We start from the raw sequence: 24,275 nt of genomic DNA, 5'->3' as shown, positions 1-24,275 counted from the left end.
CGGGCCCGCACCCGTCGCGCCCGGTGGCCCGCACCCGCGCCGCCCGGTGGCCCGCACCCGGCCCCGAACCGCGGCATGTCATCCCGGCACCGGCACCGGTGTCGCCCTCAGGTGTCCGGCCCGGTGCAGCCCCGCGACGAGCCCCGCGCACCCGAGCCCCGTCGCGGTCAGCGCCGCCCACGGCAGCCAGCGCACCCCCGTGTCGAACAGCGCCCCGACGGCCAGGTTGCCCAGCGAGACCGCGACACCGGACGCGGTGTTGTAGGCGCCGTAGTAGGTGGCGACGAGCCGGCCCCCGGAGAGCCGTACCACCGTGTCCATCTCGAACGGGTAGAGCAGCGCCCCGCCCCAGGCCAGCAGGACCGCGCACACGGTCAGGGCGGCCACCGCGGCCAGGGCGCCGTGCGCCCGCGGCAGCAGGGCCAGGAAGGCGGCGCCCATGACCGCCAGCCCGCAGGCGACGGCCTGCGGCCCGGACAGGGTGCGCTGTGCCCACGCGGTCAGTTTCAGCTGTCCGGCCAGCGCGGCGAGCGCCGAGGCGGCGAAGACCGCACCGGTGACCGCGCCGGTCCGCGGGCCGAAGAGTTCCCGGGCGTGCAGCGGCAGCGCCAGATAGACCTGGAACGCCAGGACGTAGGAACCGCTCATCGCCGCCGCGAAGAGGAGGAACGGCCGGTTGGCCGCGATGGTGCGCCAGTCGGCGGCGACCGCCCGCCAGGCCGGTTCGGCGCCCCGGCCGGCCGGCGGCCGGGCGGGCAGGGCACGGGACTGCAGCAGGGCGAGGACGGCGAAGATGAGCGCCGCGACCGCGCACACCGCGCCGAAGTCCCAGGCCAGCAGCGCCAGTCCGGCGAGCGGACCGACCAGGATGCCCGCCTGGTAGAAGACGTTGAAGGCGGCGAACGCGGCGACCCGCCGCTCCTCCCCCGCGTCGGCCGCGAGGTAGGCGCGCACGGCCGGGTTGAACAGCGCGCCCGCCAGACCGGTCAGGGCCGAGGCCGCCACCAGGGCGGGGAGCGAATCCGCCACCGCCAGCAGCCCGAACGCCACCGACCGCAGGGCGCAGCCGGTCAGGATCATCGGCTTGCAGCCGTAGCGGTCGGCGAGGGTGCCGCCGACGAGGAACATCCCCTGCTGCGAGAAGTTGCGCACCCCCAGTACCAGGCCGACCGCCCAGGCGGCGAGTCCGAGCCCGTGGGCCAGGTGGTCGGCCAGGTAGGGCATCAGCATGTAGAAGCCCAGGTTGATGGCGAACTGGTTCACCATCAACAGCCGGGCGGGCCGGTCGAATCCGGCCAGCCGGCCCCGCAGGCGCTTCACCGGGCACCCGCCCTCGCCAGGTCGCGGGCGAGCGGATCACGGACCCGGGCGCACCGGGTCCACCGCGTCACCACGCACGCGTCCGGCTCGGCGATCTCGTCGGGCTCGGGAGGTGGCGGCCCCCCGAGGAGCGCGTGGTCGCGGCACCAGGCGTCGTCGTAGACCGTGTGCAGGTAGCGGTGCGGGCCGTCGGGGAAGACGGCGGCGATCCTGGTCCCGGCGGGGTAGGTGCGGGCCGCCCAGCCGGCCACCAGCGCCACCGCCCCGACGCTCCAGCCGCCGGAGGCGTAGTGACGGCGGGCGAGTTGCCGGCAGGCCCAGACCGCTTCGGCGGGACCCACCCAGTGGACCTCGGTGAAGGCCGCGTAGTCGACGTTGGCCGGGTGGATGCTGGAGCCCAGCCCGCGCATGAGCCGGACTCCGGCCGGCTGACCGAAGATCGCCGAGCCGACCGAGTCCACCCCGATGAGCGTCAGCCGCGGGACGGCCTCGCGCAGCACGGCGGAGACCCCGGCGGAGTGTCCGCCCGTGCCGACCGCCGCCACCAGCACGTCGACCCGCCCGAGCTGGGCGATCAGCTCGGCCGCGAGGGGCCGGTAGGAGGCGGCGTTGTCGGGGTTGCGGTACTGGTCCGGGCAGTACGCGCCCGGGGTGCGTGCCAGCAGGTCGGCGACGCGTTCACGGCGCGCCTGCTGCCAGCCGCCCCCGGGATGCGGTGCGGCGACCTGGAGGACCCGTACGCCCAGCGCGGTGAGCAGCCGCGCCAGGGGAGGTTCCAGGCCGGGGTCGGTGACGACGGTGACCGGATGGCCGTAGGTCAGCCCGGCCAGGGCCAGGCCGAGTCCGAGGGTGCCGCTGGACGACTCGACGATCGGTGCGCCGGGCGCCAGTTCGCCGCGCCGGCGGGCCTCGCGGACCATGTGCAGGGCCGGCCGGTCCTTGAGGCCGCCCGGGTTGGCGCCTTCGAGCTTGGCGTAGAAGCCGCGGCCGGGCGGTGCGAACGGCTCGTCCACCCACAGGACGGGGGTGTCGCCGACGAGGTGGGCGGCGCGCCGGGCGGCCGGCGGCCGGGGCCTGGGCGTGCCGAACGTCTCGGTCGGGGGGAGATGCATGGGGTACGGCTCCTTCGCGCCCGACGGCATGGCGGCGGGCGCCGCTCGGGTGGGACAGGGACGGCGCGCGGGCACACCCCGGCCCGGGGAGGGGCACGGGGTGTGCGGCTGCCGGCCTACTGCCGCAGGACCCGGAAGGGCGCGCGTGAGGAGCCGTTCTCGCGGGCGTGCGGGGCGCCGGGGCGCCCTCGCCACCCGCCGTGCGCGAACCGGCCGCGGACGACCGCGGGAAGAGCCGGCTGGGGCGCCTCGCCGCCGAGGCCGGTGTCGTCCAGGGCGGCGCGGGGCCGGTCGGCGGTGTGGCCGACGTTTCCGTCCGCCGCGTGCCGGTGGCCGGGCGCGGACGGATGCGGGTCGCCGGCCGCGTCCTGCGGGTGCGGCACGGCCTGCGCCACCACCGCGGTCGGGTCCGCCCCGGCGAAGGGACAGGCGTGCACGGCGCCGGTGAGGTGGGCGGCGAGCACCAGGACCAGCCCGACCAGCAGGGCGGCACGGCGGGGACGCCCCCCGTCCGCGCCGCCGACCCATGACCCGATCACATGCGCAGCGTAATCACCAAGTGACGTGGTGTCATATCGCCGCGGTCACGGCGCGTCCCGGGGCGATCCGCCGGCTCGTTCGCGGTGCGCGACGCCTCCCGGCACCGCCCCTTCCCGGTCCCGGCGCCCGGGAGGGTCATGGGCACGATGGTGGCAGTGGCGCGGCACGGATCGCGTGCGCCCGTTCCGCCCGCACCCGGCCCGCGAGCAGCTCTCGGCACGGGCGGTCCATGCGCACGGCGTGAAGCCCGGTGCCGCGCGGTGCCTCTTGGGGGTCAGGCGCCGTGCAGGGCCGTGCGCAGGGTGCGGACGGCCAGGTCGATGGCGGCCTGCGCGGCGTGGGTGCCGCGCAGGGCGTCGAGCATCACGAAGTCGTGGATGATGCCCTGGAAGCGGACCGCGGTGACGGGGACCTCGGCCTCGCGGAGCTTGTTGGCGTACGCCTCGCCCTCGTCGCGCAGCACGTCGGCCTCCGCGGTGACGACGAGCGCCGGGGGCAGTCCCGTCAGCTGCTCGGTGGTGGCGCGCAGCGGGGAGGCGGTGATCTGGGCGCGCTCGGCCTCGTCGGTGGTGTACTGGTCCCAGAACCACCGCATGCCGTCGCGGCGGAGGAAGTAGCCGGTGGCGAACTGGTGGTAGGACGGCGTGTCGAAGTCGGCGTCCGTGACCGGGTAGAACAGCACCTGCTGCACCAGCGCGGGGCCGCCGCGCTCCTTGGCCATCAGGGTGAGGGCGGCGGTCATGTTGCCGCCGACGGAGTCACCGGCCACCGCCAGCCGCGAGCCGTCCAGGCCCTTGCCGGCGCCCTGCTCCGCCACCCACCGGGCGACCGCGTAGTTCTGCTCGACGGCGACCGGGTACCGGGCCTCGGGCGAGAGGTCGTACTCGGGGAAGACGACGGCGGCCCCGGCACCGACGGCGAGTTCGCGTACCAGGCGGTCGTGGGTGTGGGCGTTGCCGAAGACCCAGCCCGCGCCGTGGATGTAGAGGACGACCGGCAGGGTGCCGGTGGCGCCGGCGGGCTTGACCACGCGCGCCCGGACGCTGCCCGTGGGGCCGCCCGGGACGGTGATCCACTCCTCGTCGACGGCCGGTTTCCCAGTCTCGCCGGACTGCACCTCGTCGACCGCCTTACGGCCCTCCGCCGGCGCGAGGTCGAACAGGTACGGCGGGTCGGCCGTCGCCTCGGCGAACTCGGCCGCGGCGGGTTCCAGCACCGGCTGCACCGGCGCGAAGGCATCGGACATGCGGTTCTCCTGACTTTGCATCGGGGGCGGCGGCCGTTCCGGCACCCGACCGGGACGACCGTGGTGCCGAGCACTCCGGCGCCGCTGGACCGCACGTTAGGGCCGTGAGGCGCCGGGTGGTTGTCCGCCGGCGCACCCTGGACGTCCTGCCAGCGCACGGAGGAGCCGGTCCCGGCACATCCGGGGATCCGACGCCGTCCGGGCCGCCCCCGGTGCGGCCGGCGCGCTGTCGGGAACGCGGAGGCGCGCGGCCGGTGCGCGCGGTCAGCCCAGCCGGGTTTCGAGCCACCGCAGGACGTCGGGCGTGACGGGGTCGACCAGGTCGGCGAACTCCTCGTGGCGCGTCAGGAACTTGGCGACGTACGGGCAGACGGGCACGATCCTCTTGCCCGACTCCCGTACGTCGGTGAGCGCCTCCTCGACCAGCCGGGAGGCCAGCCCCTGCCCGGCGAAGGCGTCGTCGATCTCGGTGTGGAAGAAGACCCGTTGTTCACCACGGTCGCGGTAGGCGGTCAGTCCGGCGCGCTCGCCCTCGACGAGGATCTCGTAGCGGTTCCGTGCGTCTACGCGTTCGACGACCGCAGACGCGGAAGGCTGGTTCATCGGGATGCCTTTCGAAAGGGGTCAGTGACGCGACGGGTTGCCACGCGGCCTGATGGTGGCGTTGGGCAGGGCGGGGGCGGGAAGACGGTCTCCCGGATAGCCCGCCACGGCGCCGAAGCGGTCGGAGGAGCTCTGCCATTCCTCCCGGGCCTCGACGATGTCCTCGTGGCTGCGGCCGATGAAGTTCCACCACATGACGATCTCTTCCCCGAACGGGGTTCCGCCCAGGAGGACCGCCCGTGCGGGGGTGTCCGACTCGTTCGTCAGGGTCAGGGTGCCGGGGCCGGGGTGCACGTAGCCCAACTCGGCGGGGCGCAGCGGCACATCCGCCAGGCGGACGGTTCCCCGGTCGACGAGGAGGCCGTGCTCGAACTCCGGGTCCACGGCGAGGGTGACCGTCGCCCGTGGCCGGAGCACGATCTCGGCGCCGAGCAGGGGCGTGAAGGTCGGCACCGGGGACGCGGTCCCGGCGAGGGAGCCGAGGAAGACCCTGATCTCGGCGCCGTCGGTCGTCACGGGCTCGGGAACGTGGTGCTGGAAATCCCGTGCGGTGCGGCGGTGCGCCTCGGGCAGCGCCACCCAGAGCTGGACGCCGTGCAGGACGGTGGTCCGCGGGGTGGAGACCTCCGAGTGGGCGATGCCGTACCCGCCGGTCATGAGGTTCAGTTCACCGGGCCGTACGAGGGCGTGGCTGCCCAGGCTGTCGCGGTGTTCGATCTCCCCGCTGAACAGCCAGCTCACCGTCTGCAGACCGGTGTGCGGGTGCGGGGCGACGTCCATGCCGCCGGTGTCGCGGACGTCGTCGGGGCCGTAGTGGTCGGCGAAGCACCAGGCGCCGATCAGGGTCCGGGCGCGCTGCGGCAGGGTGCGCCGCACGGTCATCGCGCGGGGGCCGCCCAGGGGCACGGCGCGTGGGGCCAGCACGTCGACCCGCGCGTCCGCGGCAGGCGGCTCGCCGTCGTCCGCCGTACCGCACCGCACTTCCGCCGGGTCCGTCTCGACGTTGCTCATCGTGGATCACCTCTCCGCCCGCTAATTGTTTTATATTCAACCATCATGAGGCGGGATACGTCGGGGCGCCACCGCGATTCCTCGTCCGACAGCATCCCCCGTGCTCATCGGAGATCCGCCCGGCCCGCGTCGCCGGTGCACTGCCGGGCACTCGCGCGTGCGCTCCCGGGCAACAGGGCTCGCGGCTGCGACCGTAGCGTCGATCGACGGCACCGACGACGCGGCGCCCGTTTCGCAGGTCGTCCGCGCCGGGCAGTCGCGGCCTGGTTCCTGGCCGCACACCCGGTCGACAGCCCGCTGGTCCACTCCCGAGACACGGCGGCGGCCCCGGGACCGGTCACCGGCCCCCGCACCGGCCCGCCCGGTCACCCGGGCCGAGCCGGGGCCTCCTCACCGCGGGCGCGGGCCGCCGTCCGCACCGGGCCGGCGGGTGCGGGTGGCACCGAAGCCCGTCTCGTGGTCCCAGACGTGGGTGCACGACGGGCACTGCAGATGGAGGAGGCTGCCGGTGTTGGTGAGCAGGTAGCGCCAGTGCTCCCGGCACCTGCCGCCCTGTGCGCACGTGGCGCATTCCCGGTGGTCCTGGCAGTTCGGGCAGGTCACCCAGGCGCGGCGGCCGATGTCGGCCTGCGGATCAAGCGGAAGCACGGCCACCGCCGCGCTGCGGGAGGACACCGGCCGCGACGAGGGTGTCGTACAGCCGCTGCTGTTCCTCGTCGAGGCCGGAGTACAGCATGTCGTACGCCTCCTCCTCGCCGCGCATCGCCTCGACGGGGTCCCAGTCGGCGCCGAGGGCGGCCATGACGTGGACCCGCCGGGTCAGCTCATGGCCGGTGAGGTCGACGGAGAACTCGACCGGCTCGTCGGGAAGGGCGGCGCTGCTGGCGGACATATCACCCAACTTAGGTATGCCTGTCCGCCGTGGACAAGAGCACGTGGGGGACGTCACAGCAGGCCGGCTCGGTCGCGGGCGAGCCGGCACGCTCGTCCTGCCGGTCCCCCCGGGCCCCGCGGCCCGCTGAGGGGCCCGGCGCGCCTAGGTACCGCCGACCGGCGCGGCTCCCGTCACCAGCGGACGCCCGTGAAGTCGATCGGTCGCGGACGCAGCAGGCGGGTGCGCTCCGCCAGACCGGCCAGGCGCCGGGACATCTCCTCGGCCGGCAGCCGGCGCCGGTCGCCGTGGCCCGGCAGGACCCACTCGAACCGCAGCAGTGCCGCCGTCCGCTCCAGTGACTTGGCGAGTTCCTCGATGGAGTACCAGGTCACGGTCTCGGCGACCTCCAGATCACCCGTCGTGCGCGACCAGTAGAAGCTGTCACCGGTGAAGCAGTAGCGGTCGTCGGCGAGATACAGGACGCTGCCCAGGGTGTGCCCGGGGAGGGGGTGGACGGTCACACCGTCGGCGATCTCCACCGGGTCGAGTCCGCGGATCACCCGGTCCGCGTCCGGTGCGGCGTCGAGGTCGCCTTCGTGGATCCACAGCCGGGCGCCGAAGTGGTCGGCGTAGCGGCGGCCGTGCGCGGCGTGGTCGCGGTGGGTGAGCAGCACATCGGTGACAGGGCCCGACTCGGTCCAGCGCTCGGCGAGTTCACGGCTCCAGCGGGGCGTGTCGATCATCATGCGGGTGCCGGACGGCCGCAGCAGCAGATAGGAGTTGGCACCCGCGGTGTGCGTCGAGTTGTGCCCGCAGATCAGCACCCCGTCGTCCAGGGCCAGCGGGAACGGGTCGCGCGCCTGGTCCGCACGCCCGGTCACGGGCCGGATCGAACGCGTCGGACAGGCGAAGACCGCCGCGTGCAGACGCCGGTCCTCCGCCTCGTCGGCCGGCGGCCGCAGGACCCGCGACCTGCCGCCCACCTCGGCGATCAGCTCGGGCGCGAACTGCCGGGCCACATCGCAGTTCGTGCAGCGGTCGTCCACGTACCATCCGTCCACGACTGGGCTCCTTCCTGTCGCCGCCCTCGTGTGCGGCGTCGCGGCGCGGAGCACCGGCCGTGTCCTGCGGGGACCGGTGCGCCGCCACGGACGGGACCGGCCCCTGGAAGGCGGGCGTCCCGGGGGGCGGAAGCCCGGGCGGTACCGTCGGGGCCGCCGCTGTCGCCCTGCCGCCACCATGGCATGCCGCCGCCGGCCCGGCGAGCACCCAGGACGGTGAGTTGCCCGGACGGGCCGCCCGGCCACACGTCCGTGTCTCCCCGCCGGTGTGGTGCCGGACCAGGCACACCGGCGTGCGCCCGCCGGTCCGGTGCCGGACCAGGCGCACCGGGGTGCGCCCGCCGCTCCGGTGCCGGACCAGGCGCACGGGGTGCGCCCGCCGTCCGGTGCCGGGCCACGCGCACCGGGGTGCGCCCGCCGTCCGGTGCCGGACCAGGCGCATCAGGGTGCGGCCGCCCCCTCAGTGCGAGCCGTGGCCATCCAACAGGTCGGCGACCTGCGTGCGGACGACGTCCCAGGCCGCGGCCGGCAGCTCGCCGAGGGCCGTGGCGCGCAGCGCGCGGAGGGGCGCCTCGGCGTCGGTGCCGCGGAGCGTGCTGCCGCTGAGCACGTCGTAGCCGTCCCGCACCGCGACGTTCAGGCGCTCCCCCGTCCCGCTCCCGGCGTGCAGGGCCGAGGCCACGACGAGGGGCGGCTCCCCGCCGGCCGCACCCGGCAGCTTGCGGTACGCCGAGGCGACCGGTGTGCGCCAGCGCAGGTCGAGGAGGAGGGGACGCTTGGCGACCACCTCGGCCAGGTCCGCCTCGCGGACGCCGTCGGGCTCCAGAACCGTCGCCTGGGCCTCCAGCACGAGTGCGGGGGGCAGCAGACAGCGCAGCGTACTGCCGACGAGGTTGCCGCCGACCGTCGCGGTCCGCCGCACGGCACCGGTGCCCACCGTGGCGGCGGCCAGCCGGAGGACGTCCGGCACCTTTTCGTCGAGCCGTTGCAGGACCACGGCGCCGCCGACCGTCTCCCTGCCTATGACGTTGGCCTCCGGCAACTCACGGAGGGACACGGCCTGCTGGGGGAATCCCTCCCGTTGCCAGGTCGCCCAGACGAGCGTCGCCCCGCCGACGGGCACTGCCCCCTCTGCGAGACATTCCTGGGCTTCCGGCACGGACGTGGGCAGACGCAACAGCACAGCGGCCGACCTGCCTTCCTGGGCTCGGGACGATGGGCGGGCGGCGCCCGGCCACCTGCCCGCCGACAGCGCAGTCTTGCCGCGCGCCCGGGGGCGCGTACAGGGCTCACACGAGCATGTGACGCGCGTTCACCCGCTGTCCGGACAGGGGTGGTTCGCCGGTGTCCGCCGAGTCGCTCACCGCCCGGCGCCCACCGTCGCGTCCCCCTGCGTTCCGTCCTCCTACCCCGCCCCCGCCGGCGCCAGGACCGCGGCCGCCAGGCGGTCACGGAACCAGCGATGGCCCGGATCGGTCGAGTTGCGCGGGTGCCAGGCCATGCCGAGTTCCAGCGGCGCCAGGTCGAGGGGGATGGGGAAGGTGCGCAGGCCCAGCGCCTCGACGGTGCCGGGTAGCCAGCCGTCCAGGGTGAGGGCGACGAGGTCGGTGTCGCGGGCGAGCAGCATCGCGCTCGTGTGGCTGGGCACGACGACCGCGACACGCCGCCGCAGCCCGCGTTCGGCGAGCGCGGTGTCGATGGGGCCGAGGCGCCTGCCCAGGCGGGAGATGCCGATGTGGTCGGCCGCCGCGAACCGGCGGGCGTCGACGCGCCCGTCGAAGAGCGGGTGGCCGCGCCGGGCGACACCGACCAGCGTCGCGCTGGTGAGCTGCCGGGTCCGGACCTCCGGGTCCAGATGGCCGAGGACGCCCAGTTCGACGTCCACCCAGCCCTGCCGCAGCCCGGGGCCGCCCTCGACCGCCTCGGGCAGGAACACGACGTCCACGTGCGGGGCCTCGGCGTGGATCCGTTCGGTCAGGGTGCCGGCCAGCCCCGTCAGCAGCAGGTCGGCGCTCTGCACGGTGAAGGTGCGCTGGAGATGTGCGGCGTCGAAACCGGCCCCGGGCCGCAGGATGTTGTCGCAGTTGTGCAGCAACGCGCCGACCTCGTCCCGCAGTTCCAGGGCCCGGGGGGTCGGCACCATGCCCTGCCCGGCGCGGACGAGGAGTGGGTCGCCCACGGCGCGCCGGAGCCGGGCGAGCGTACGGCTGACCGCCGCGGGCGACGTACCCAGGCGCTCGGCGGCACGGGTCACGCTGTTCTCCTGGAGCAGGGCGTCCAGGACGCGCAGCAGGTTGAGGTCCATACAAGCCTCCTGAACTGCATTTTTACCTCTGGGTCAACAATCCGCTGCCGATCATTGCATTGTTCCGGCGTTCCCGGGTGCGCAGAGTGGAGCCGGCCGCCGGGACTGGCGGCGCACGAAGACCACGCCAAGGAGCCCTCACTCATGCAGCAGTCCGCCGCTTCCCTCGCGAGGCATCCCGCCCGCGCCGGCCGAGAAGGCGATGTGCTGGCCGTGGTCAGCCAGAGCGGGGCCACGGTCTCGTCCTTCGACGCCGTCTGCGACCGGCTCCTCGGTACGACCGAAGTCCTTCCCGAACCGCACGAGTTGTGCTTCGACCCGACGCAGCGGCTGCTGTGGTGCACGTCGGCGTACCGGTCGGGCTACTACCACGTGAACGGCGGCCGGCGCACCGAGGTGACCGCCATCGATCCCGACACCCGGCGCGTGGTCGAGGTCCTCGATCTCGCGCCCGAACACGGCCCGCACGGGCTGGCGCTCGACCCGGGACGCAGGCGCCTCTACGTCAGCGTGGAGGGTTCGGCGGACCGGCCGGGCGGTGTGGTCGTGATCGACACCGTGACCCGCGAACCGGTGGGCAGGATCGACACGGGCGCGCCCGGCCCGCACTGGTTCGCCATCGACCCGGCGGGCAGGACCGGCTACGCCACCAACAAGGAGGCACTCTTCGTGTCGGTGGTCGACCTCGAACGGGGCGTGCTGACCGGCAAGGTGGACGTGCCGGGCAGCGAGGGGCTCGCCGTCTCCGCCGACGGCGGCCGGGTCTTCGTGGCCGCGCCCTACGCCGGTGCCTTCACCGAGTCCCCCGAGTCCCCCGAGTCCCCCGAGTCCGCCGAGTCCGCCAAAACCGTCGAGTCAGCAGATTCCGCCGGGGGGCGGCCGGCCGCGGGTGTCCGGGTCATCGACGCCCGGACGGCGTCCGTGGTCGACACGCTGCCCGCGGAGCACGTCGTCATGCCGGTGCACGCGACGTCGACGGGGAAGCTGCTCGTCGGCGAGATGCGGATGACGCCCGACCCGGTGTACCGGCTGGGCCGGCAGGCACCGGACCGGCTCACGGTGTTCTCCACCGGCAGCCTCCGGCGTCTCGGCGAACTGGAGACCGGTCAGGGCCCGTTGACCATCACCTCGTCCCCCGACGGCCGGCTCGGCTATGTCGCGTGCGTCGTCTCGTCCACGGTCGAGGTGGTCGACCTGGAGACGCTGACGGGGCTGGCCCGGATCGGCATACCCCGGTCCGGCGAGCCCGGGGCCCACGGGCTCGCGTACATCCCGCGCCCGGCCTGACCCCGGCCCGGCCCGGCCCGCACCGAGGAAACCCGCCTGAACCCGTCCCGGCCGGCTTCGAAGAACCCAGCCTGACGGCCGCATTGCCCGCACTGCCCGCACTGCCCGCACTGGCTGCACTGCCCGTACTGGCTGCACTGCCCGCACTGCCTGACTCAAGGAACCCGGCGGACGTCCGGTCGAGTCGACACGACGTCCCGGAGTTCCCGCCAGGCTCCCCTGCCGTCTCCACCGGCCAGACCCCGACCCCGCCCCCGTGCCACTCAGGGAACAAGAAAGAGGAGACACCTCACATGATGGTGATCACCGCACCCACCAGCGTCATCGGCCGGATGCTCGTGGACGAGCTGCTCGACCGCAGGGCGTCCCTGCGTCTCGTCGTCCGCGACGCCTCCCGGCTCGGTCCCCGGGTTCGCGAGCGCGCCGAGATCGTCGTGGGCTCGCACGGCGACGCCGGCGTCATCGACCGGGCATGCGCCGGCGCCGACGCCGTCTTCTGGCTCGCGCCGGCCGACCCGGCCGCGTCCGGCACCGAAGCCGCCTACCTCGACTTCACGCGCCCCGCGTCCACGGCCTTCGCCCGCCACGGCGTGGACCGGGTCGTCGGCATCTCCGCGCTCGGCCGGGGGACACCGCTGGCGAAGCACGCCGGCCTGGTGACCGCTTCATTGGCGATGGACGACCTGATCGCCGCCTCGGGCGTCGCCTACCGCGCGGTCGTCTGCCCGTCCTTCATGCACAACCTGCTCAACCAGGCCCGGGCCATCCGGGAACGGGGCGTGTTCTCCATGATGACCGACCCGGATCTGAAGGCCCCCACCGTCGCCACCCGGGACATCGCCGCCACCGCCGCGCGGCTGCTGCTCGACGAAACCTGGCAGGGAGCGGGCGAGGTGGCGTGCCTCGGGCCCGAGGACCTGTCGCCGGGCGGGATGGCCCGGATCATCTCCGAGGTGCTGGGCAGCCGTGTCGAGTACCGGCAGGTCACCGGCGCGGCATTCAAGGAGCGGCTCACCGGCTTCGGGACGAACGAGGCGATGGCGCAGGCGATGGTCGACATGTTCGACGCCAAGAACCGGGGCCTCGACAACGCCGAGCCACGCACCGCGGAGGCGACGACGCCGACGACGTTCCGGCAGTGGTGCGAGGACGTTCTCAAGCCGGCTGTCAGGGCGTAAGGACACGTAGGGGAGATCGCGACACGCGCCCCCGCGCCCCCGCGCCCCCGGCAACCCGGCACCCCCGCACGTGCGCACCCCGGCACCCCCGCACCCCCGCACGTGCGCACCCCGGCACCCCGGCACCCCGGCACCCCGGCACCCCGGCACCCCAGCACCCCAGCACCTGCGCCTCCTACCGCTCGGGACCGTTCACCGCGGCTCGGTGGCCTGGGCCCTGGCGACCTGGGTCCCCGTCTCCGTCCGCGGGGACCCGGGAGCGCGCTGACCGCCGCCCGCGACCACGTCCTTGAGCTCGGCCAGTGCTTCTCGCAGCAACCGGGCCATGTCCTGGTCCTCGTCCGCCTCGGTCCAGCGCTCGAAGCCGACCTTGAAGACGGCCATCCCGGCCTCGGCGGCCAGAGTCGCGCCCGGCTCCGCGACGCCGCGGCCGCGCAGGGTGCGGGCGAGCGCGGCCGACATCGAGGCGAGTTTGATCAGTTCGCGTTCCTGGAGTTCCGCGTTGGCCGTGATCACGGCCTGGCGTGTGCGCGCGTGTGCGCGCCGGCCGGCGAAGGCCCCGGCGACCGCGTCGAGACCGAGGACCAGTGCCTCGATCGGTGCCGTTCCCTCCGGCGCGTCGGCGACCTCCCGCACGAACAGGTCCTGCAGGTCTCCGGCACCGGAGAACAACACCTCGCGCTTGTCGGCGTAGTGCCGGAAGAAGGTGCGCTCGGTCAGTCCGGCCTGCTTGGCGATCTCCGCCACGGTGGTCTGTTCGTAGCCGCGCTCGCTGTAGAGCTGCAACGCCGCCTCCGCCAGGCGCCCGCGCGCGTTCGGCTCCCATCTGCCCATGCGCAGATCCTACGTGATGACAGTCACTGACATCGGGTGCTAGGGTCGATGACAGTCACTGACATCAAGAGTCTGGGGTCTTCTCCCATGCGTATCTTCGTGACCGGGGCGTCCGGCTGGATCGGCTCCGCCCTCGTGCCCGACCTCATCGAGGCGGGACACCACGTCCTCGGACTGGCCCGCTCCGACGCGTCCGCCGACGCGCTGGCCGGCGCCGGCGCCGAGGTCGTCCGCGGCACCATCGACGACCTCGACGTCCTGCGGGACGCGGCCGCCGCCTCGGACGGCGTCGTCCACCTCGCCTTCAAGCACGAGGAGGCGTTCGGCGGCGACTTCCAGGGGGCTGGCGAGGCCGACCGGCGTGCCGTGGACGCCATCGGCGACGCACTCGCCGGCACCGGCCGGCCCTTCGTCCTGGCCTCCGGGCTGGCCGGTCTCACGCCCGGACGGGTCGCGACCGAGCGGGACAGGCCCGCGACCGGGGGATCGCCCGTGGCGATCCGGGCGGTCACCGCGGAGGCGGTGCTCGCGCTGGCCTCGCGCGGCGTCCGCTCGTCGGTGGTGCGGCTCTCCCCCACCTGCCACGGCGACGGGGACAACGGTTTCATGGCGGCCCTGGTCGCCATCGCCCGCGAGAAGGGCGTCTCGGGCTACGTCGGTGACGGCGCCAACCGCTGGCCGGCCGTGCATCGTCTCGACGCCGCCCGGCTGTTCCGGCTGGCGGCCGAGAAGGCTCCCGCCGGGTCCGTGCTGCACGGGGTCGCGGAGGAGGGTGTCACGATCCGGGACGTCGCCGAGGTGATCGGCCGTCACCTCGGCGTGCCGGTGGCGTCCGTGGCGGCCGAGGCCGCGGCCGGGCACTTCGGCTGGCTGGGCGGCTTCATCGCACTGGACGTCGCGGCGTCGAGCACGCTGACCCGCGAACTGCTGGGCTGGGCGCCGGCCGGGCCCGGCCTCCTCGCGGACCTCGACAAGGGGCACTACTTCCACGGCCCCGCCGCCACCGGCTGACCGGACAGCGGCGACCGGCGGCCGGGAGCGGGCCTCCGACCCCGCAGAACGGCGAAGTCCCGCCGGGCCGCGGGGCCCGGCGGGACTTGTGGGTGATCGGTCCGAGCGGCTGCCGCTAGCCGCGGCGACCGGCGGAGTCGTGGGCGTCGTCCCGCTCCCCCTCACCGCGAAGCGGCCCGGCGCCCGTGCCGGCGGTGCCCGCTCCGGCGGCCGGCACCACGGCCCGGTCCCCGTGACCCGGCCACCACGCGGCGTGGCCGATGAGGGCCGTGAGGCTCGGGGTGAAGAACATCGCCATGACGAACGCCGCCACCGCGATACCGAAGGAGACCGCGAAGCCCATCTCGGTGAGCAGCGCGTTGCCCGCCAGCATCATCGTGGCGAAGGTCGCCGCCAGGATGAAGCCCGCCGCGGCCACGGTCGGTCCGGCGTGCCGCAGCGCCATGCCGGCGGCCTCCCGCGGGTCCCGGCCCTCCCGGGCCTCCTCACGCAACCGCGCGATCATGAGGATGTTGTAGTCGGTGCCGATCGCGACCACGAAGAGATACATGATCACGGGCAGCATGAACATCAGGCCCGAGTGGCCCTGGCCGTCCTGGAAGATCCACACGGTGGCACCGAGGGTGGCACCGAAGCCGAGACCCACCGAGGCCATCAGGTACCAGGGGGCGACCACGCTGCGCAGCAGCAGGCCCAGGATGATCATGATCAGGACGGCGGCGACGGGGAAGACGGTCTTGTAGTCGTGATTGACCGCCGTGTTGATGTCCTTGAAGATCGAGGACATGCCGCCGACGAGTGCCTCGGTGCCCGCGGGCGCCGACGAGTGCGCGACGTCGCGGACCCGGCCGACGGCGTCGAGCGCCTTGTCGGTCGACGCCTCGTACTTGAGCGTGACGGTGAAGTCCGCCGTGGTGCCGCCCTTGTTCACCTGGCTCATGCGGGCGTTCGCGACGCCGTCCACCGCGCCGAGCTTGCGCGCGTACGCGTCGAAGGCGGACTTGTCCAGCGGCTTGCCGTCGACGCTGGACAGGTAGACGTCGGTGGGAGCCGCGGCACCCGCCGAGTACGCCTTCTGCATCTCGTCCTGGACGACCATGGACTCCTTGGTCTTGGGCATGGAGCCCGACGCCAGGTCGAAGGTCGCCTTGTAGCCGAGGGTGCCGAGCGACAGGACGAGCAGGACGAGGCCGGAGGCCACGGCGGTGAGCGCCGGGCGACGTCGGACGCCCCGGCCGAGGGCGGCGAAGCGGGCGTTCTCCGGCTCCTTCTGCCAGGACTTCGAGGGCCAGAAGACCTTCGGTCCGATGAGCGAGACCACTGCGGGGATGAGGGTCAGGCCAGCGACCAGGGTGGCGCCGACCGCGATGGCGAGCGCCGGACCCATCTGCTTCAGGAAGCCCAGCGTGGACAGCACCAGGGCGAGGAACGCGATGATGACCGCCCCCGCCGCCGAGGCGATGGCCTCGCCGACCCGGTCGACCGCGTTGATCATCGCCTGCTTGGGCTCCTCCCCGGCGCGCAGGCTTTCGCGGTAGCGGAATATCAGGAACAGGAAGTAGTCCGTGCCGACACCGAACAGAACGACGATCAGGATCGACGAGATGGAACTGTTGGCCTGGAGGTCGAACAGCTTGGTGGCGTAGGCGATCAGCCCGTTGGCGATGGCCGACACCAGGCCGATCAGCAGCAGGGGCAGTACGGCGAGTATCGGCGCCCGGAAGATGATCAGCAGCGTCACCAGGATGATGGCGAAGGTTCCGATGCCGATCAACGCCTCGCCGCGCTTGGACGAGTCCTGCTGGTCCAGCGCCTGCGCGGCGGAACCGCCGAGCTTGACGTCGAGGTGTGTGCCCTTGGCCAGTTCCTTGGCGTCGTCACGCAACACCTTGGCCGCATCGGCCTGTTTGGGCTGGCCGGCGTTCTTGCTGTCCATCTGCACCAGGGTCATGGCGTACCTGCCGTCCTTGGACGGCTGGCCGGGGACGACCTTCTGGACCTGGTCGATGTGCTTCTTGCCCAGCTCGGTGGTGATCCGGGCGACGTCCTTCTGGTCGGCGGCGGTCAGCTTGCCGCCGTCGGTGCGCTGGTAGAGCGCGATCGCGGACGGGGTGAAGGCGCTGGGGAACGCCCTCTCCTGGAGATCCGCCGCTTTGATGGATTCGTAACTCTTGGGTAGAAAGCTGCTCTCGTCACTGTTCGAGGGCAGGCTGGGAGCGGTGGCGACGATGGCCACCGCGGCGATCAGCCACGCAACGATCGTCCAAACGGGATGACGGACGACGGCGCTGCCTATTCGTCGGAACATGCGGAGGGTCCTCCTGGGAAGGAAGATCACCGCAGCCCGGGGAGCGGTCCCTGGCATCGGCGACCCCGACCGGCACGTCGAACGGGCCGGTCGCATGGTTGTCTTGGCCTCACATCCTAGTGACCACGACCGCACAAACTCCCCTCACTTATGCCCGGTGTCGGCACGGCGGGATGAACGGACCGGGTACGGGCGTTGACGGAGCCGAGGGGACACGACCCCCAGCACCGTACCGAGGGAGCGGACATGAGCGACCAGGACTTCGACCGGGTGGGCTTCGTCGAGGAGTGGAAGGAGTGGCACCGGGCCAAGGAGGAGACGCTGGCCGGCCCGCACGGTTTCCTCGCGATCACGGGTCTGCACTGGCTGAGCCCCGAACCGGCACGCTTCGACGACGCCCCCGGCTCCTGGCGCGCCACTCCCGACGGAGTGGTGGTGGAGCTGGCCGAGGGCGAGGAACTGACCGTGGACGGCACGGTGGTGCGCGGCCGGTACGCCTTCGGGCCCGTACCCGAGCGGGACAGCCGCTACGCCGACTGGGGCGACGCCCGGCTCGAGATCGCCCGGCGTGGCGGCCACGACATCCTGCGGCCCCGCCACCCGGGCAGCGTGCTGCGCACCTCCTTCCGCTACACGCCCGCCTACGATCCGGACCCGCGCTGGGTGGTCACCGGCCGTTTCCTGCCCTTCGAGGAGCCGCGGCCCGTCACGGTCGGCGCGACGGTGGAGGGACTGGAGCACGTCTACGACTCCCCCGGCGAGGTCGAGTTCGAGCTGGACGGCGCACGGCATCGCCTCACCGCGTTCAACGGCACGGTGCCCGGCGGCCTCATGGTGCTGTTCACCGACAGCACCTCGGGGGTGACGACGTACGCCGCCAACCGCTCCCTGCAGACCGCCGCGCCCGACGCCGGGGGCGCGGTCACGCTCGACTTCAACCGGGCCGGGAACCTGCCGTGCGCCTACACCGACTTGGCGACCTGCCCCCTGCCGCCCGCCGGGAACCGGCTGCCGGTCGCGATCGAGGCCGGCGAACGGATCCCGCTGGAGCGCGGCGGCCGGCCCTGACCCGGACCGGCACCGGCCGCCGGACGTGCGTTCACTCCCGTGCGTCGCGCAGCCCGAGAAGGTAGGTCGCTGTGAGCGCGACGGCACGGTCCGCGTCGTGGCACAGGTCCGCGAGGGCGCGTGCCGCAGTCGTTCCCGGGATGTCCGCGAGCGCCTGGGTCAGCCGGCGCCGTGCGGACGGTCCCGTGGTGGCGCGGGCGAGGCGGTCCACGAGCCCGGTCGCGATCCGCTGCGCCGACACGGGATCACGCGCCAGCGTGCCCAGCGCGTCGGCGGCGTCGGTGTCGTTCCCTCCCCCGACGATCACGTCGATCAGCGTCGGGGCGGCGTCGGCGTCTCCCCGTGCGCCGAGCGCCAGAGCGGCGTAGCCGCGGACGACGGGATCGGGGTGCGTGAGGGCGCCCCGCAGCAGTTCGGTCGCCGCCCGGGCCGGCAGTTCGGCGAGGCACTGGACGGCACGCCGGCGCACCTCGGCGACGGGCGAGCCGAGGCCGTCGGCCAGCAGTGCCGCCCCGTCGTCGCCCGATCGCGCCAGAGACCAGCGGAGGGCTCCGGCGACGTTCGGGTCCGACTCGTTCAGCGCGGCCTCGACCAGTGCTTCCACCGGCACGGGGACCTCGTCCGCGGACAGGGCCGCGCGCTGACGGGCCCAGGCGTCGGTCGACCCCAGTGCCTGGAGGAGCGCGACGGTCTGGAGGACGTCCTCCCAGCCGGCGGGTTCCGCGGCACCGATCCGGCGCAGTCGCGTCAGCAGTTCCGTCTCCGCCGCGATGCGGTCCCGGGTCCGGCGGATGAGGTCGTCCACGAGTTCCGCGGGGACGAAGCCCGGGTCGTCGAGCGCGCGCCCGACGTCGCGCAGCGACAGCCCCAGGGAGCGGAGGCTCTCGATGTGGAAGATGCGCCGGATGTCCTCGCCGGAGTACTCCCGGTAGCCGGAGTGGGTACGGCCCGTGGGCCGCACCAGGCCGAGCGACTCGTAATGTCTGAGCATGCGGGCGCTGACCCCCGACCGTCGCGCGACATCCCCGATCAACAACGCCTATGGCTCCTTCCGGCCGGCTCCGCCGAGGGCGACGACACGCTTCGCCTCCTCGATCGCGAACCCGAACCCGGTCTCCGGTTCGCGCCACAGCCGTTCCGTGGCGATCGCGTGCGCACGCACGCCGGGGTCGGGGTCCGTCGTCGCGGCGGCCAGTGCCGGCGACATCACCTCCCCGAGCGCGATCAGCGCCCGGCTGAGACTCAGCTGCGTCTCGTGTCCGCCGCGACCGAGCTGTGCGGCCAACAGTACGGCCAGCCCGCGCGCCTCACTCCCGGGCACGAGCACGACCGCCGCCCGCCAGGCGCTGCGGGCCACCTCGTCGTCGGCGTCGGACAGCAGCGCCGGTGTGATCGCCGGCCACGCCTGCCGGTCCCCGATCTTGGACAGCGTGTGCAACGCCTGGCTGCGTGCCTGCGCACGCCCGGAGCGGACTTCGCCGACCAGCAGCGGAAGCGTCGCCGACGTCTCGTGGCGGGTGAGCGCCCAGGTCAGCATTTCGCGCACCGAGAAATCGGGTTCGACGGCGCACCGTTCGACGAGCTCGCCGACGAGCCCCGGGTCCGGGGTCGTTCCGGCCGCCAGCGCCGTCCGCAGCCGGACGGACGGGTCGGCGTTGTCCAGGCCCCGGAGGGCCTGCTTCGCGCGCGTGTCCGCTTGCGACATGGTCATCGGACCACCTCCTGGGCACAGTGAAGGCGTTGACACCGTGACAAGGTCAAGCGGGGACGACGCCCCTGCTCGCGCGGGGAATTCGGTTGCGGCGGGGCCGGTGCGGCGGGTGAGGTGTCCGCATGGGTGCTGCCGCGGAACGGGTGCGAGGGGCCGGGCCCTGCCGGGTGCGCCGGATCGCGCCGCGGCCGGCCCGGTGGCGCAGGTGGGCCCTGCTCGTGGCCCTGATGCTGGCCGCCTTCACCTTCAACACCGTGGAGAGCCTGCCGATCGGCCTGCTGGATCTGGTCTCCGCGAGTCTCCGGGTGTCGCTGTCGGTGGTCGGTCTCCTCGTCACCGGTTACGGCGTGGCGGTCGCCGTGGCCTCGCTGCCGCTGGCGCACGCGGTGCGTGCGGTGCCGCGCCGCCATGTGCTCGCCGGGCTGCTGGCCGTACTGGTGGTGTCCAGTGTGGTGGCGGCACTGGCCCCCTCCTACTGGGCGCTGCTCGCCGCGCGGCTGCTGGCCGCCCTGGCGCAGGCGTTGTTCTGGGCGGTGCTGGGGCCGGTGGCGGTGGGTCTGTTCCCGCCGGGGGTGCGCGGGCGGGTGATCGGGGCGCTGGCCGTCGCCGGCTCGCTCGCCCTCGTGCTCGGGGTGCCTGCCGGGACCTGGCTGGGGCGGCACAGCGGCTGGCGGCTGCCCCTCGCCCTGCCGGCCGCCCTGGCGCTGGTCTCGCTGGTGACGATCGCCGCCCTGCTGCCGACGTCCCGCCCGGAGGAGGCACCGGCGGCCTACGGCGCCGCTCCCGACGCCCGCCGGTTCCGGACGGTGCTGGCGGCCGGGTTCCTCTCCGCCACCGGGGCCTTCGCGGGCTACACCTACGTCGTGACCTTCCTGGAAGAGGTGAGCGGGTTCGCCCCCGGCACGGCCGCCGCCCTGCTGGCGGCCTTCGGCGCGGCGTGCCTGGCCGGGGTGAGCGTCACCGCAGCACTCCTCGACCGGTTCCCGCGGACGGCGCTGACCACCGCCGTGGCCGCGCAGGCCGCGGGCATGCTCGGGCTGTACGCGGTCGGCGGCCACCCGGTGCCGGCGGTGGTGTTCCTGCTGCTGACGGGCGGTGCGCTCGGTCCGGTGTTCATGGCCGCGCAGCACGCGATGCTGCACTGCGCACCGGGCCGCACGGACCTCGCCCTCGCCGCGAACTCCGGCGCGTACAACGCGGGCATCGCGGTGGGCGCCGCGCTCGGGGCACTGCTCCTGCCGTCCGCCGGCGCCCGCGGCGCCTTCCTCGCCGGCGGGCTGCTGACGGTGGGAGCCTGCGCGGTACTGCTCCGCGGGCAGCTGCCGCGCCGTCCGGCGGAACGCGCCGACGGGAGGCGGTCCCCCGCGACGGCGAGCTGACCGCGGTCGCGGCGCCGTCACACGGACGGCGGCAGCGGGTCCGCGCACTGGGTGGCGCACTGGAGCGCGCTCGCGGGCGGGGCGTGCGCCGGGGTGGCGAGCGGCGCAGATTCCGTGGTGCGCCTGGCCTGCGCCGGCGTCCGCACCTGCCGCCGGCCGGCGCCGCGCCGTCCGTCCCGGCGCTCTTCCGGTAGGCCCGATCGGGTCCCCGTCCGCCCAACAGGTGTCGGACCCGGCGGTGGGGGCATCGGGCCTGTATGGATGCACGGTCATGGACGCTGCGCGGGCGGGGCCGGGCGCGCCGGGCGGCGAACAGCACAGCGATGTCCGCGGCGGCCCGGTCGGGCTTCGCAGCGCGCGGGCTGATCTACGTACTCGTCGGTGTCATCGCCCTGCAGATCGCCTTCGGCGGTGCCGGCGGAGGCCAGCAGGCCGACCGCGGCGGTGCCCTCGACGAACTGGCCGGCCGGCCGTTCGGGTCGGCGATGCTGTGGATCGTGGGCATCGCCCTGGCCGGGATGGCACTGTGGCGGCTGTCGGAAGCGGTGGTCGGCGGGGCGGGACCCGACGGGTCGAAGCCGTCCAAGCGGGCGGCCGCCGCGTTCCGTTTCGCCTTCTACGGCTTCGTGTCCTACTCCGTGCTCTCGTACGCGGCCGGAGACCGGGGCAGCGGCAGCGGCTCGTCCGACCGCCAGTCCGACGACGTCACCGCCCGGGTGCTGGACTGGCCCGGCGGCCAGTGGCTCGTCGGGGCCGTGGGTGTCGGCGTGGTGATCGCCGGGCTGTGGATGGCGGTGCGGGCCGTGCAGAAGAAGTTCCGCGAGGATCTGCGCAGCGGGGCCATGTCGTCCACGACCCGGCGGGTCGTGGACGTCCTCGGGGTGTCCGGCGGTACGGCCCGCGGTGTCGTCTTCGCCACGGCCGGTGTGTTCGCCCTCGTCGCGGCCGTCCGGCACCAGCCCGGCGAGGCCAGGGGCATGGACGACACCCTGCGCGGGTTCAGGGACCTGCCGGCCGGGCCCTGGCTGCTCGCCCTGATCGCGGTCGGGCTGGCCGCGTTCGGCCTCTTCTCCTGGTGCAACGCCCGCTGGCGCAAGCTCTGAGCCGGCGCCCGACCTGGAGGCGGAGCCGGCATCGCCGGCTCCGCCTCCAGGTGGTCTCAGCCCGGTGACCTGCGCCGGACGACGGCCCCACACCGGTGACCTCCACCGGATCAACGGCCACCCACCGGTGACCTCCGGACGGCGGACCTACCTCGCTGAGCTCCGGACGACGGAATCATCCCGGTGACCTCCGGACGGCGGACTCACCCCGGTGACCTCCGGACGGCGGACTCACCCCGGTGACCTCCGGTCGGCGGGCTCACCCCGGCGACTTCCGTCGGATCACCGGCCCGCGGCCCACACCGGTGACCTCCACCGAGTCACCGGTCCACACCGGTGACCTCGGTCTGATGGCGGGGCCCATGCAGGTGGCCGTGTGCGACCGTCGCCGGCTCCCCTCCCTCTTCCGCCTTCCGCTCGCCGCGTCCGCTCAGGCGTCGGAGTCGGGCTGCGTGCGCGCCGCCGCGTACGCCTGTGCCGGTGTCATGGGGACTCCGTCGAGCGTGACCGTCTTGTAGGGGCTCACCTTGGCGCAGCTCTTGGCCTGGTCGGCGGTGGAGGCGTGGGCCTCGGACACTGCGGCCTCGGTGTCGGCGGGCGAGGTGTCGGCGGGCGAGGCGGTGGATGCGGCCCTGTAGCTGCTTCCGCTGGGCCAGTCGCTGCCGACCACCAGGGTCAGACCGCTCCCCGGGCCTTGCCTGAGCCGGGCGGCCGGGAGGCCGAGCGCCGTGGCGACCGTCCGGGCCGCGGCCTGCTGCCCGGTGCCGTAGGTGAGGGTGGTGGCCGTCACGGGGCTGGGGGCGTTGCCCGTGCCGGCGGAGCCGAAGCCCCGGCCGGTGAGGGCGGTCGCGACGGCGGAGGCGCGGCCGGTGATGCCGGTGCCGTTCTCCACCGTCACGGCGATGTCGGACGCGGGCACGGCGGAGGCGGTGGCTGTGGCGGTCGCCTTGGTGGTCGCGGACGACGCCGACGACTTCTTGCCGGCGCCGGTGGTCAGCGGCTGGTCCTCCGCGATGGTGGAGAACAGGGCCTTCGCGCCTGCGCCCACCACCACCCGGTCGTCGTCGGCCGGGTCGGGCGCGGTCTGCATCGTCGCGAAGGTGATCCGCCGGGTGGGCACCTTGTTCACGTCGTCCGCCAGCGCGATCAGCTTCTTCACGCTGTCCAGTCCGTCGTCCACGGTCAGTGCCTTGGTGGCGGCGTCGGAGAGCCGGTAGACCGCGGTGGGGTCGGTGAGCGTGCCCGCGCTCTTGAACTTGCGGATCATCGCGCTGAGGAAGATGTGCTGCGAGACCGTACGGCCCAGATCGCTGCCGTCGCCGAAGCCGTGCCGGGACCGTACGAACTCCAGGGCGGCGACGCCCTTGAGGGTGTGGGTGCCCTTGGACAGCTTCAGGTGCGAGTAGGTGTCGTAGACGTCGTCGCTGACACAGACGGAGACGCCGCCGACCGCGTCGGACATCTTGACGACGCCGGAGAAGTCGAGCTTGACGAAGTGGTCGACGGGGATGCCGGTGAGCTGGTGGACGGTGGCCACCTGACAGGCGGGGCCGTACTGGAGGGCGCTGTTGATCTGGCCGTAGTAGCCGGGGGTGGACCGGCCGGACTCACCGTCCTTGCAGGCCGGCACCTTGGTCATGGTGTCGCGGGGGATGCTCATCACCGTGGCGTTGGAACGGTCGGCCGATATGTGCAGCACCATCTGCACGTCCGCGTTGCTGCCGGTCTGCACCCCGGTCGCCGAGCAGCCGCCGCCGAGCTTGCAGTCCGTCTTGCTGGTACGGCCGTCCGAGCCCATGACCAGGATGTTGATGGGGGTGCGGCCGAAGGCGTCGGCCTTCTCGGTGCCGCCCTTGCCGTCCAGCGAGAAGCTGCGGATGTTGCCGTTCAGGTGCTGGTAGAACCACCAGCCCGCTCCCGCGGTGACCACGACGAGCACGGACAGGCACATCGCGGCGGTCCGCAGCAGCCGCCTGCCCCGGCCCATCGGCCGGACCGGACCGGAGCTCTTGCCGCCACGCCCACGCGCGGCCACCACCCGGCCGCCGGGCGGGCGCGCCTCACCCTGTCCGGCCGTGCGCTGCCCGGGCACTCGCCTGCCCCGGCTGCGGGTGGCCTGGCCGGCCGGACCGTCCCACGGGTCGCTCATCTCCCACTCCCCCTGAACGGTCGGACCTGCAGAAAATCGATGGCGGTAGCTGCGCAATCTAACAAACACGTGACCCGATCAGCCCAGATCCATACGCGACTCACAGGTGAGGCATCTCATCGCCGGGCCCCGCCCGGCCGCCCGAACAGCAGGTCCAACGGGTCAGCGGGCCGGG

General features: G+C 73.9%; 22 protein-coding genes. 6 read left to right on the top strand and 16 right to left on the bottom strand.

Features of this window, described 5'->3' with window-relative positions; translation table 11 throughout:
• Window positions 1-78: 78 nt before the first annotated feature.
• The 11 genes from GT045_RS04925 to GT045_RS04875 form a co-directional block, all read right to left on the bottom strand.
• The gene (locus tag GT045_RS04925; protein WP_161333390.1) at window positions 79-1,320 is read right to left on the bottom strand and encodes an MFS transporter; all 1,242 of its coding nucleotides are present in this window, start codon (window positions 1,318-1,320) and stop codon (window positions 79-81) included.
• Window positions 1,317-2,432, bottom strand: coding sequence for a pyridoxal-phosphate dependent enzyme (locus tag GT045_RS04920; RefSeq protein ID WP_202527171.1), 1,116 nt, complete (start codon window positions 2,430-2,432; stop codon window positions 1,317-1,319). Before GT045_RS04920 ends, GT045_RS04925 begins: the two co-directional genes overlap by 4 nt.
• A 116-nt stretch (window positions 2,433-2,548) precedes the next feature.
• Complete coding sequence (locus GT045_RS04915; protein ID WP_161333388.1) at window positions 2,549-2,971, bottom strand: hypothetical protein; 423 nt, start codon at window positions 2,969-2,971, stop codon at window positions 2,549-2,551.
• A 275-nt stretch (window positions 2,972-3,246) separates the two neighbouring features.
• Window positions 3,247-4,218 carry an alpha/beta hydrolase gene (locus GT045_RS04910; RefSeq protein ID WP_161333387.1) on the bottom strand — a complete coding sequence of 324 codons (972 nt, stop codon included), beginning with the start codon at window positions 4,216-4,218 and terminating at the stop codon, window positions 3,247-3,249.
• Between the two features lie 264 nt (window positions 4,219-4,482).
• The gene (locus GT045_RS04905) at window positions 4,483-4,821 is read right to left on the bottom strand and encodes a GNAT family N-acetyltransferase (RefSeq protein ID WP_161333386.1); all 339 of its coding nucleotides are present in this window, start codon (window positions 4,819-4,821) and stop codon (window positions 4,483-4,485) included.
• A gap of 21 nt (window positions 4,822-4,842) precedes the next feature.
• Window positions 4,843-5,832, bottom strand: coding sequence for a pirin family protein (locus GT045_RS04900; protein WP_161333385.1), 990 nt, complete (start codon window positions 5,830-5,832; stop codon window positions 4,843-4,845).
• 390 nt (window positions 5,833-6,222) lie between these two features.
• Complete coding sequence (locus GT045_RS04895) at window positions 6,223-6,480, bottom strand: hypothetical protein (protein WP_161289249.1); 258 nt, start codon at window positions 6,478-6,480, stop codon at window positions 6,223-6,225.
• On the bottom strand, window positions 6,467-6,724 hold the full coding sequence (locus GT045_RS04890; protein ID WP_161289251.1) for a DUF6400 family protein: 258 nt from the start codon (window positions 6,722-6,724) through the stop codon (window positions 6,467-6,469). Before GT045_RS04890 ends, GT045_RS04895 begins: the two co-directional genes overlap by 14 nt.
• 173 nt (window positions 6,725-6,897) lie before the next feature.
• Window positions 6,898-7,767 carry an MBL fold metallo-hydrolase gene (locus GT045_RS04885; RefSeq protein ID WP_161289253.1) on the bottom strand — a complete coding sequence of 290 codons (870 nt, stop codon included), beginning with the start codon at window positions 7,765-7,767 and terminating at the stop codon, window positions 6,898-6,900.
• A gap of 460 nt (window positions 7,768-8,227) precedes the next feature.
• Window positions 8,228-8,950: an FAD binding domain-containing protein gene (locus GT045_RS04880; protein ID WP_161333384.1), complete on the bottom strand. Its 723-nt coding sequence runs from the start codon at window positions 8,948-8,950 to the stop codon at window positions 8,228-8,230.
• Window positions 8,951-9,172: 222 nt separating this feature from the next.
• On the bottom strand, window positions 9,173-10,072 hold the full coding sequence (locus tag GT045_RS04875; RefSeq protein ID WP_161333383.1) for a LysR family transcriptional regulator: 900 nt from the start codon (window positions 10,070-10,072) through the stop codon (window positions 9,173-9,175).
• Between the two features lie 144 nt (window positions 10,073-10,216).
• On the opposite strand from GT045_RS04875, the gene GT045_RS04870 reads away from it, so the two are divergent.
• Both GT045_RS04870 and GT045_RS04865 read left to right on the top strand, forming a co-directional pair.
• The gene (locus GT045_RS04870; RefSeq protein ID WP_161333382.1) at window positions 10,217-11,359 is read left to right on the top strand and encodes a YncE family protein; all 1,143 of its coding nucleotides are present in this window, start codon (window positions 10,217-10,219) and stop codon (window positions 11,357-11,359) included.
• A 293-nt stretch (window positions 11,360-11,652) separates the two neighbouring features.
• On the top strand, window positions 11,653-12,537 hold the full coding sequence (locus GT045_RS04865; RefSeq protein ID WP_161333381.1) for an NAD(P)H-binding protein: 885 nt from the start codon (window positions 11,653-11,655) through the stop codon (window positions 12,535-12,537).
• Between the two features lie 192 nt (window positions 12,538-12,729).
• On the opposite strand, the gene GT045_RS04860 is transcribed toward GT045_RS04865, so the two are convergent.
• Window positions 12,730-13,371: a TetR/AcrR family transcriptional regulator gene (locus GT045_RS04860; protein WP_161295398.1), complete on the bottom strand. Its 642-nt coding sequence runs from the start codon at window positions 13,369-13,371 to the stop codon at window positions 12,730-12,732.
• Between the two features lie 87 nt (window positions 13,372-13,458).
• Here GT045_RS04860 and GT045_RS04855 point away from each other — a divergent pair, with 87 nt between their 5' ends.
• Window positions 13,459-14,382 (top strand): SDR family oxidoreductase, encoded by a 924-nt coding sequence (locus GT045_RS04855; protein WP_161295400.1) that lies wholly within the window; start codon window positions 13,459-13,461, stop codon window positions 14,380-14,382.
• 115 nt (window positions 14,383-14,497) lie between these two features.
• Here the strand turns inward: GT045_RS04855 and GT045_RS04850 are convergent, their stop codons facing one another.
• Window positions 14,498-16,690: an MMPL family transporter gene (locus GT045_RS04850; RefSeq protein WP_161295402.1), complete on the bottom strand. Its 2,193-nt coding sequence runs from the start codon at window positions 16,688-16,690 to the stop codon at window positions 14,498-14,500.
• 246 nt (window positions 16,691-16,936) lie between these two features.
• Here GT045_RS04850 and GT045_RS04845 point away from each other — a divergent pair, with 246 nt between their 5' ends.
• Window positions 16,937-17,758 carry a DUF1684 domain-containing protein gene (locus GT045_RS04845; protein ID WP_161333380.1) on the top strand — a complete coding sequence of 274 codons (822 nt, stop codon included), beginning with the start codon at window positions 16,937-16,939 and terminating at the stop codon, window positions 17,756-17,758.
• A 31-nt stretch (window positions 17,759-17,789) separates the two neighbouring features.
• On the opposite strand, the gene GT045_RS04840 is transcribed toward GT045_RS04845, so the two are convergent.
• Window positions 17,790-18,794, bottom strand: coding sequence for a HEAT repeat domain-containing protein (locus GT045_RS04840; RefSeq protein ID WP_161333379.1), 1,005 nt, complete (start codon window positions 18,792-18,794; stop codon window positions 17,790-17,792).
• Window positions 18,795-18,797: 3 nt separating this feature from the next.
• Window positions 18,798-19,469, bottom strand: coding sequence for a HEAT repeat domain-containing protein (locus GT045_RS04835; RefSeq protein WP_161287866.1), 672 nt, complete (start codon window positions 19,467-19,469; stop codon window positions 18,798-18,800).
• A gap of 227 nt (window positions 19,470-19,696) precedes the next feature.
• On the opposite strand from GT045_RS04835, the gene GT045_RS04830 reads away from it, so the two are divergent.
• Window positions 19,697-20,848 carry an MFS transporter gene (locus tag GT045_RS04830; protein ID WP_202527173.1) on the top strand — a complete coding sequence of 384 codons (1,152 nt, stop codon included), beginning with the start codon at window positions 19,697-19,699 and terminating at the stop codon, window positions 20,846-20,848.
• A gap of 323 nt (window positions 20,849-21,171) precedes the next feature.
• Entirely contained in the window at window positions 21,172-21,951 is a 780-nt protein-coding gene (locus GT045_RS04825; protein WP_161291433.1) for a DUF1206 domain-containing protein, read from the top strand.
• A 430-nt stretch (window positions 21,952-22,381) separates the two neighbouring features.
• On the opposite strand, the gene GT045_RS04820 is transcribed toward GT045_RS04825, so the two are convergent.
• Window positions 22,382-24,100 (bottom strand): LCP family protein, encoded by a 1,719-nt coding sequence (locus GT045_RS04820; RefSeq protein WP_202527168.1) that lies wholly within the window; start codon window positions 24,098-24,100, stop codon window positions 22,382-22,384.
• Between the last annotated feature and the right edge of the window lie 175 nt (window positions 24,101-24,275).

Origin of the sequence: Streptomyces sp. SID486 (assembly GCF_009865385.1) — a bacterium.
In the GTDB taxonomy this organism is placed as follows: domain Bacteria; phylum Actinomycetota; class Actinomycetes; order Streptomycetales; family Streptomycetaceae; genus Streptomyces.
This window is presented reverse-complemented; position numbering and strand designations above follow the sequence as displayed.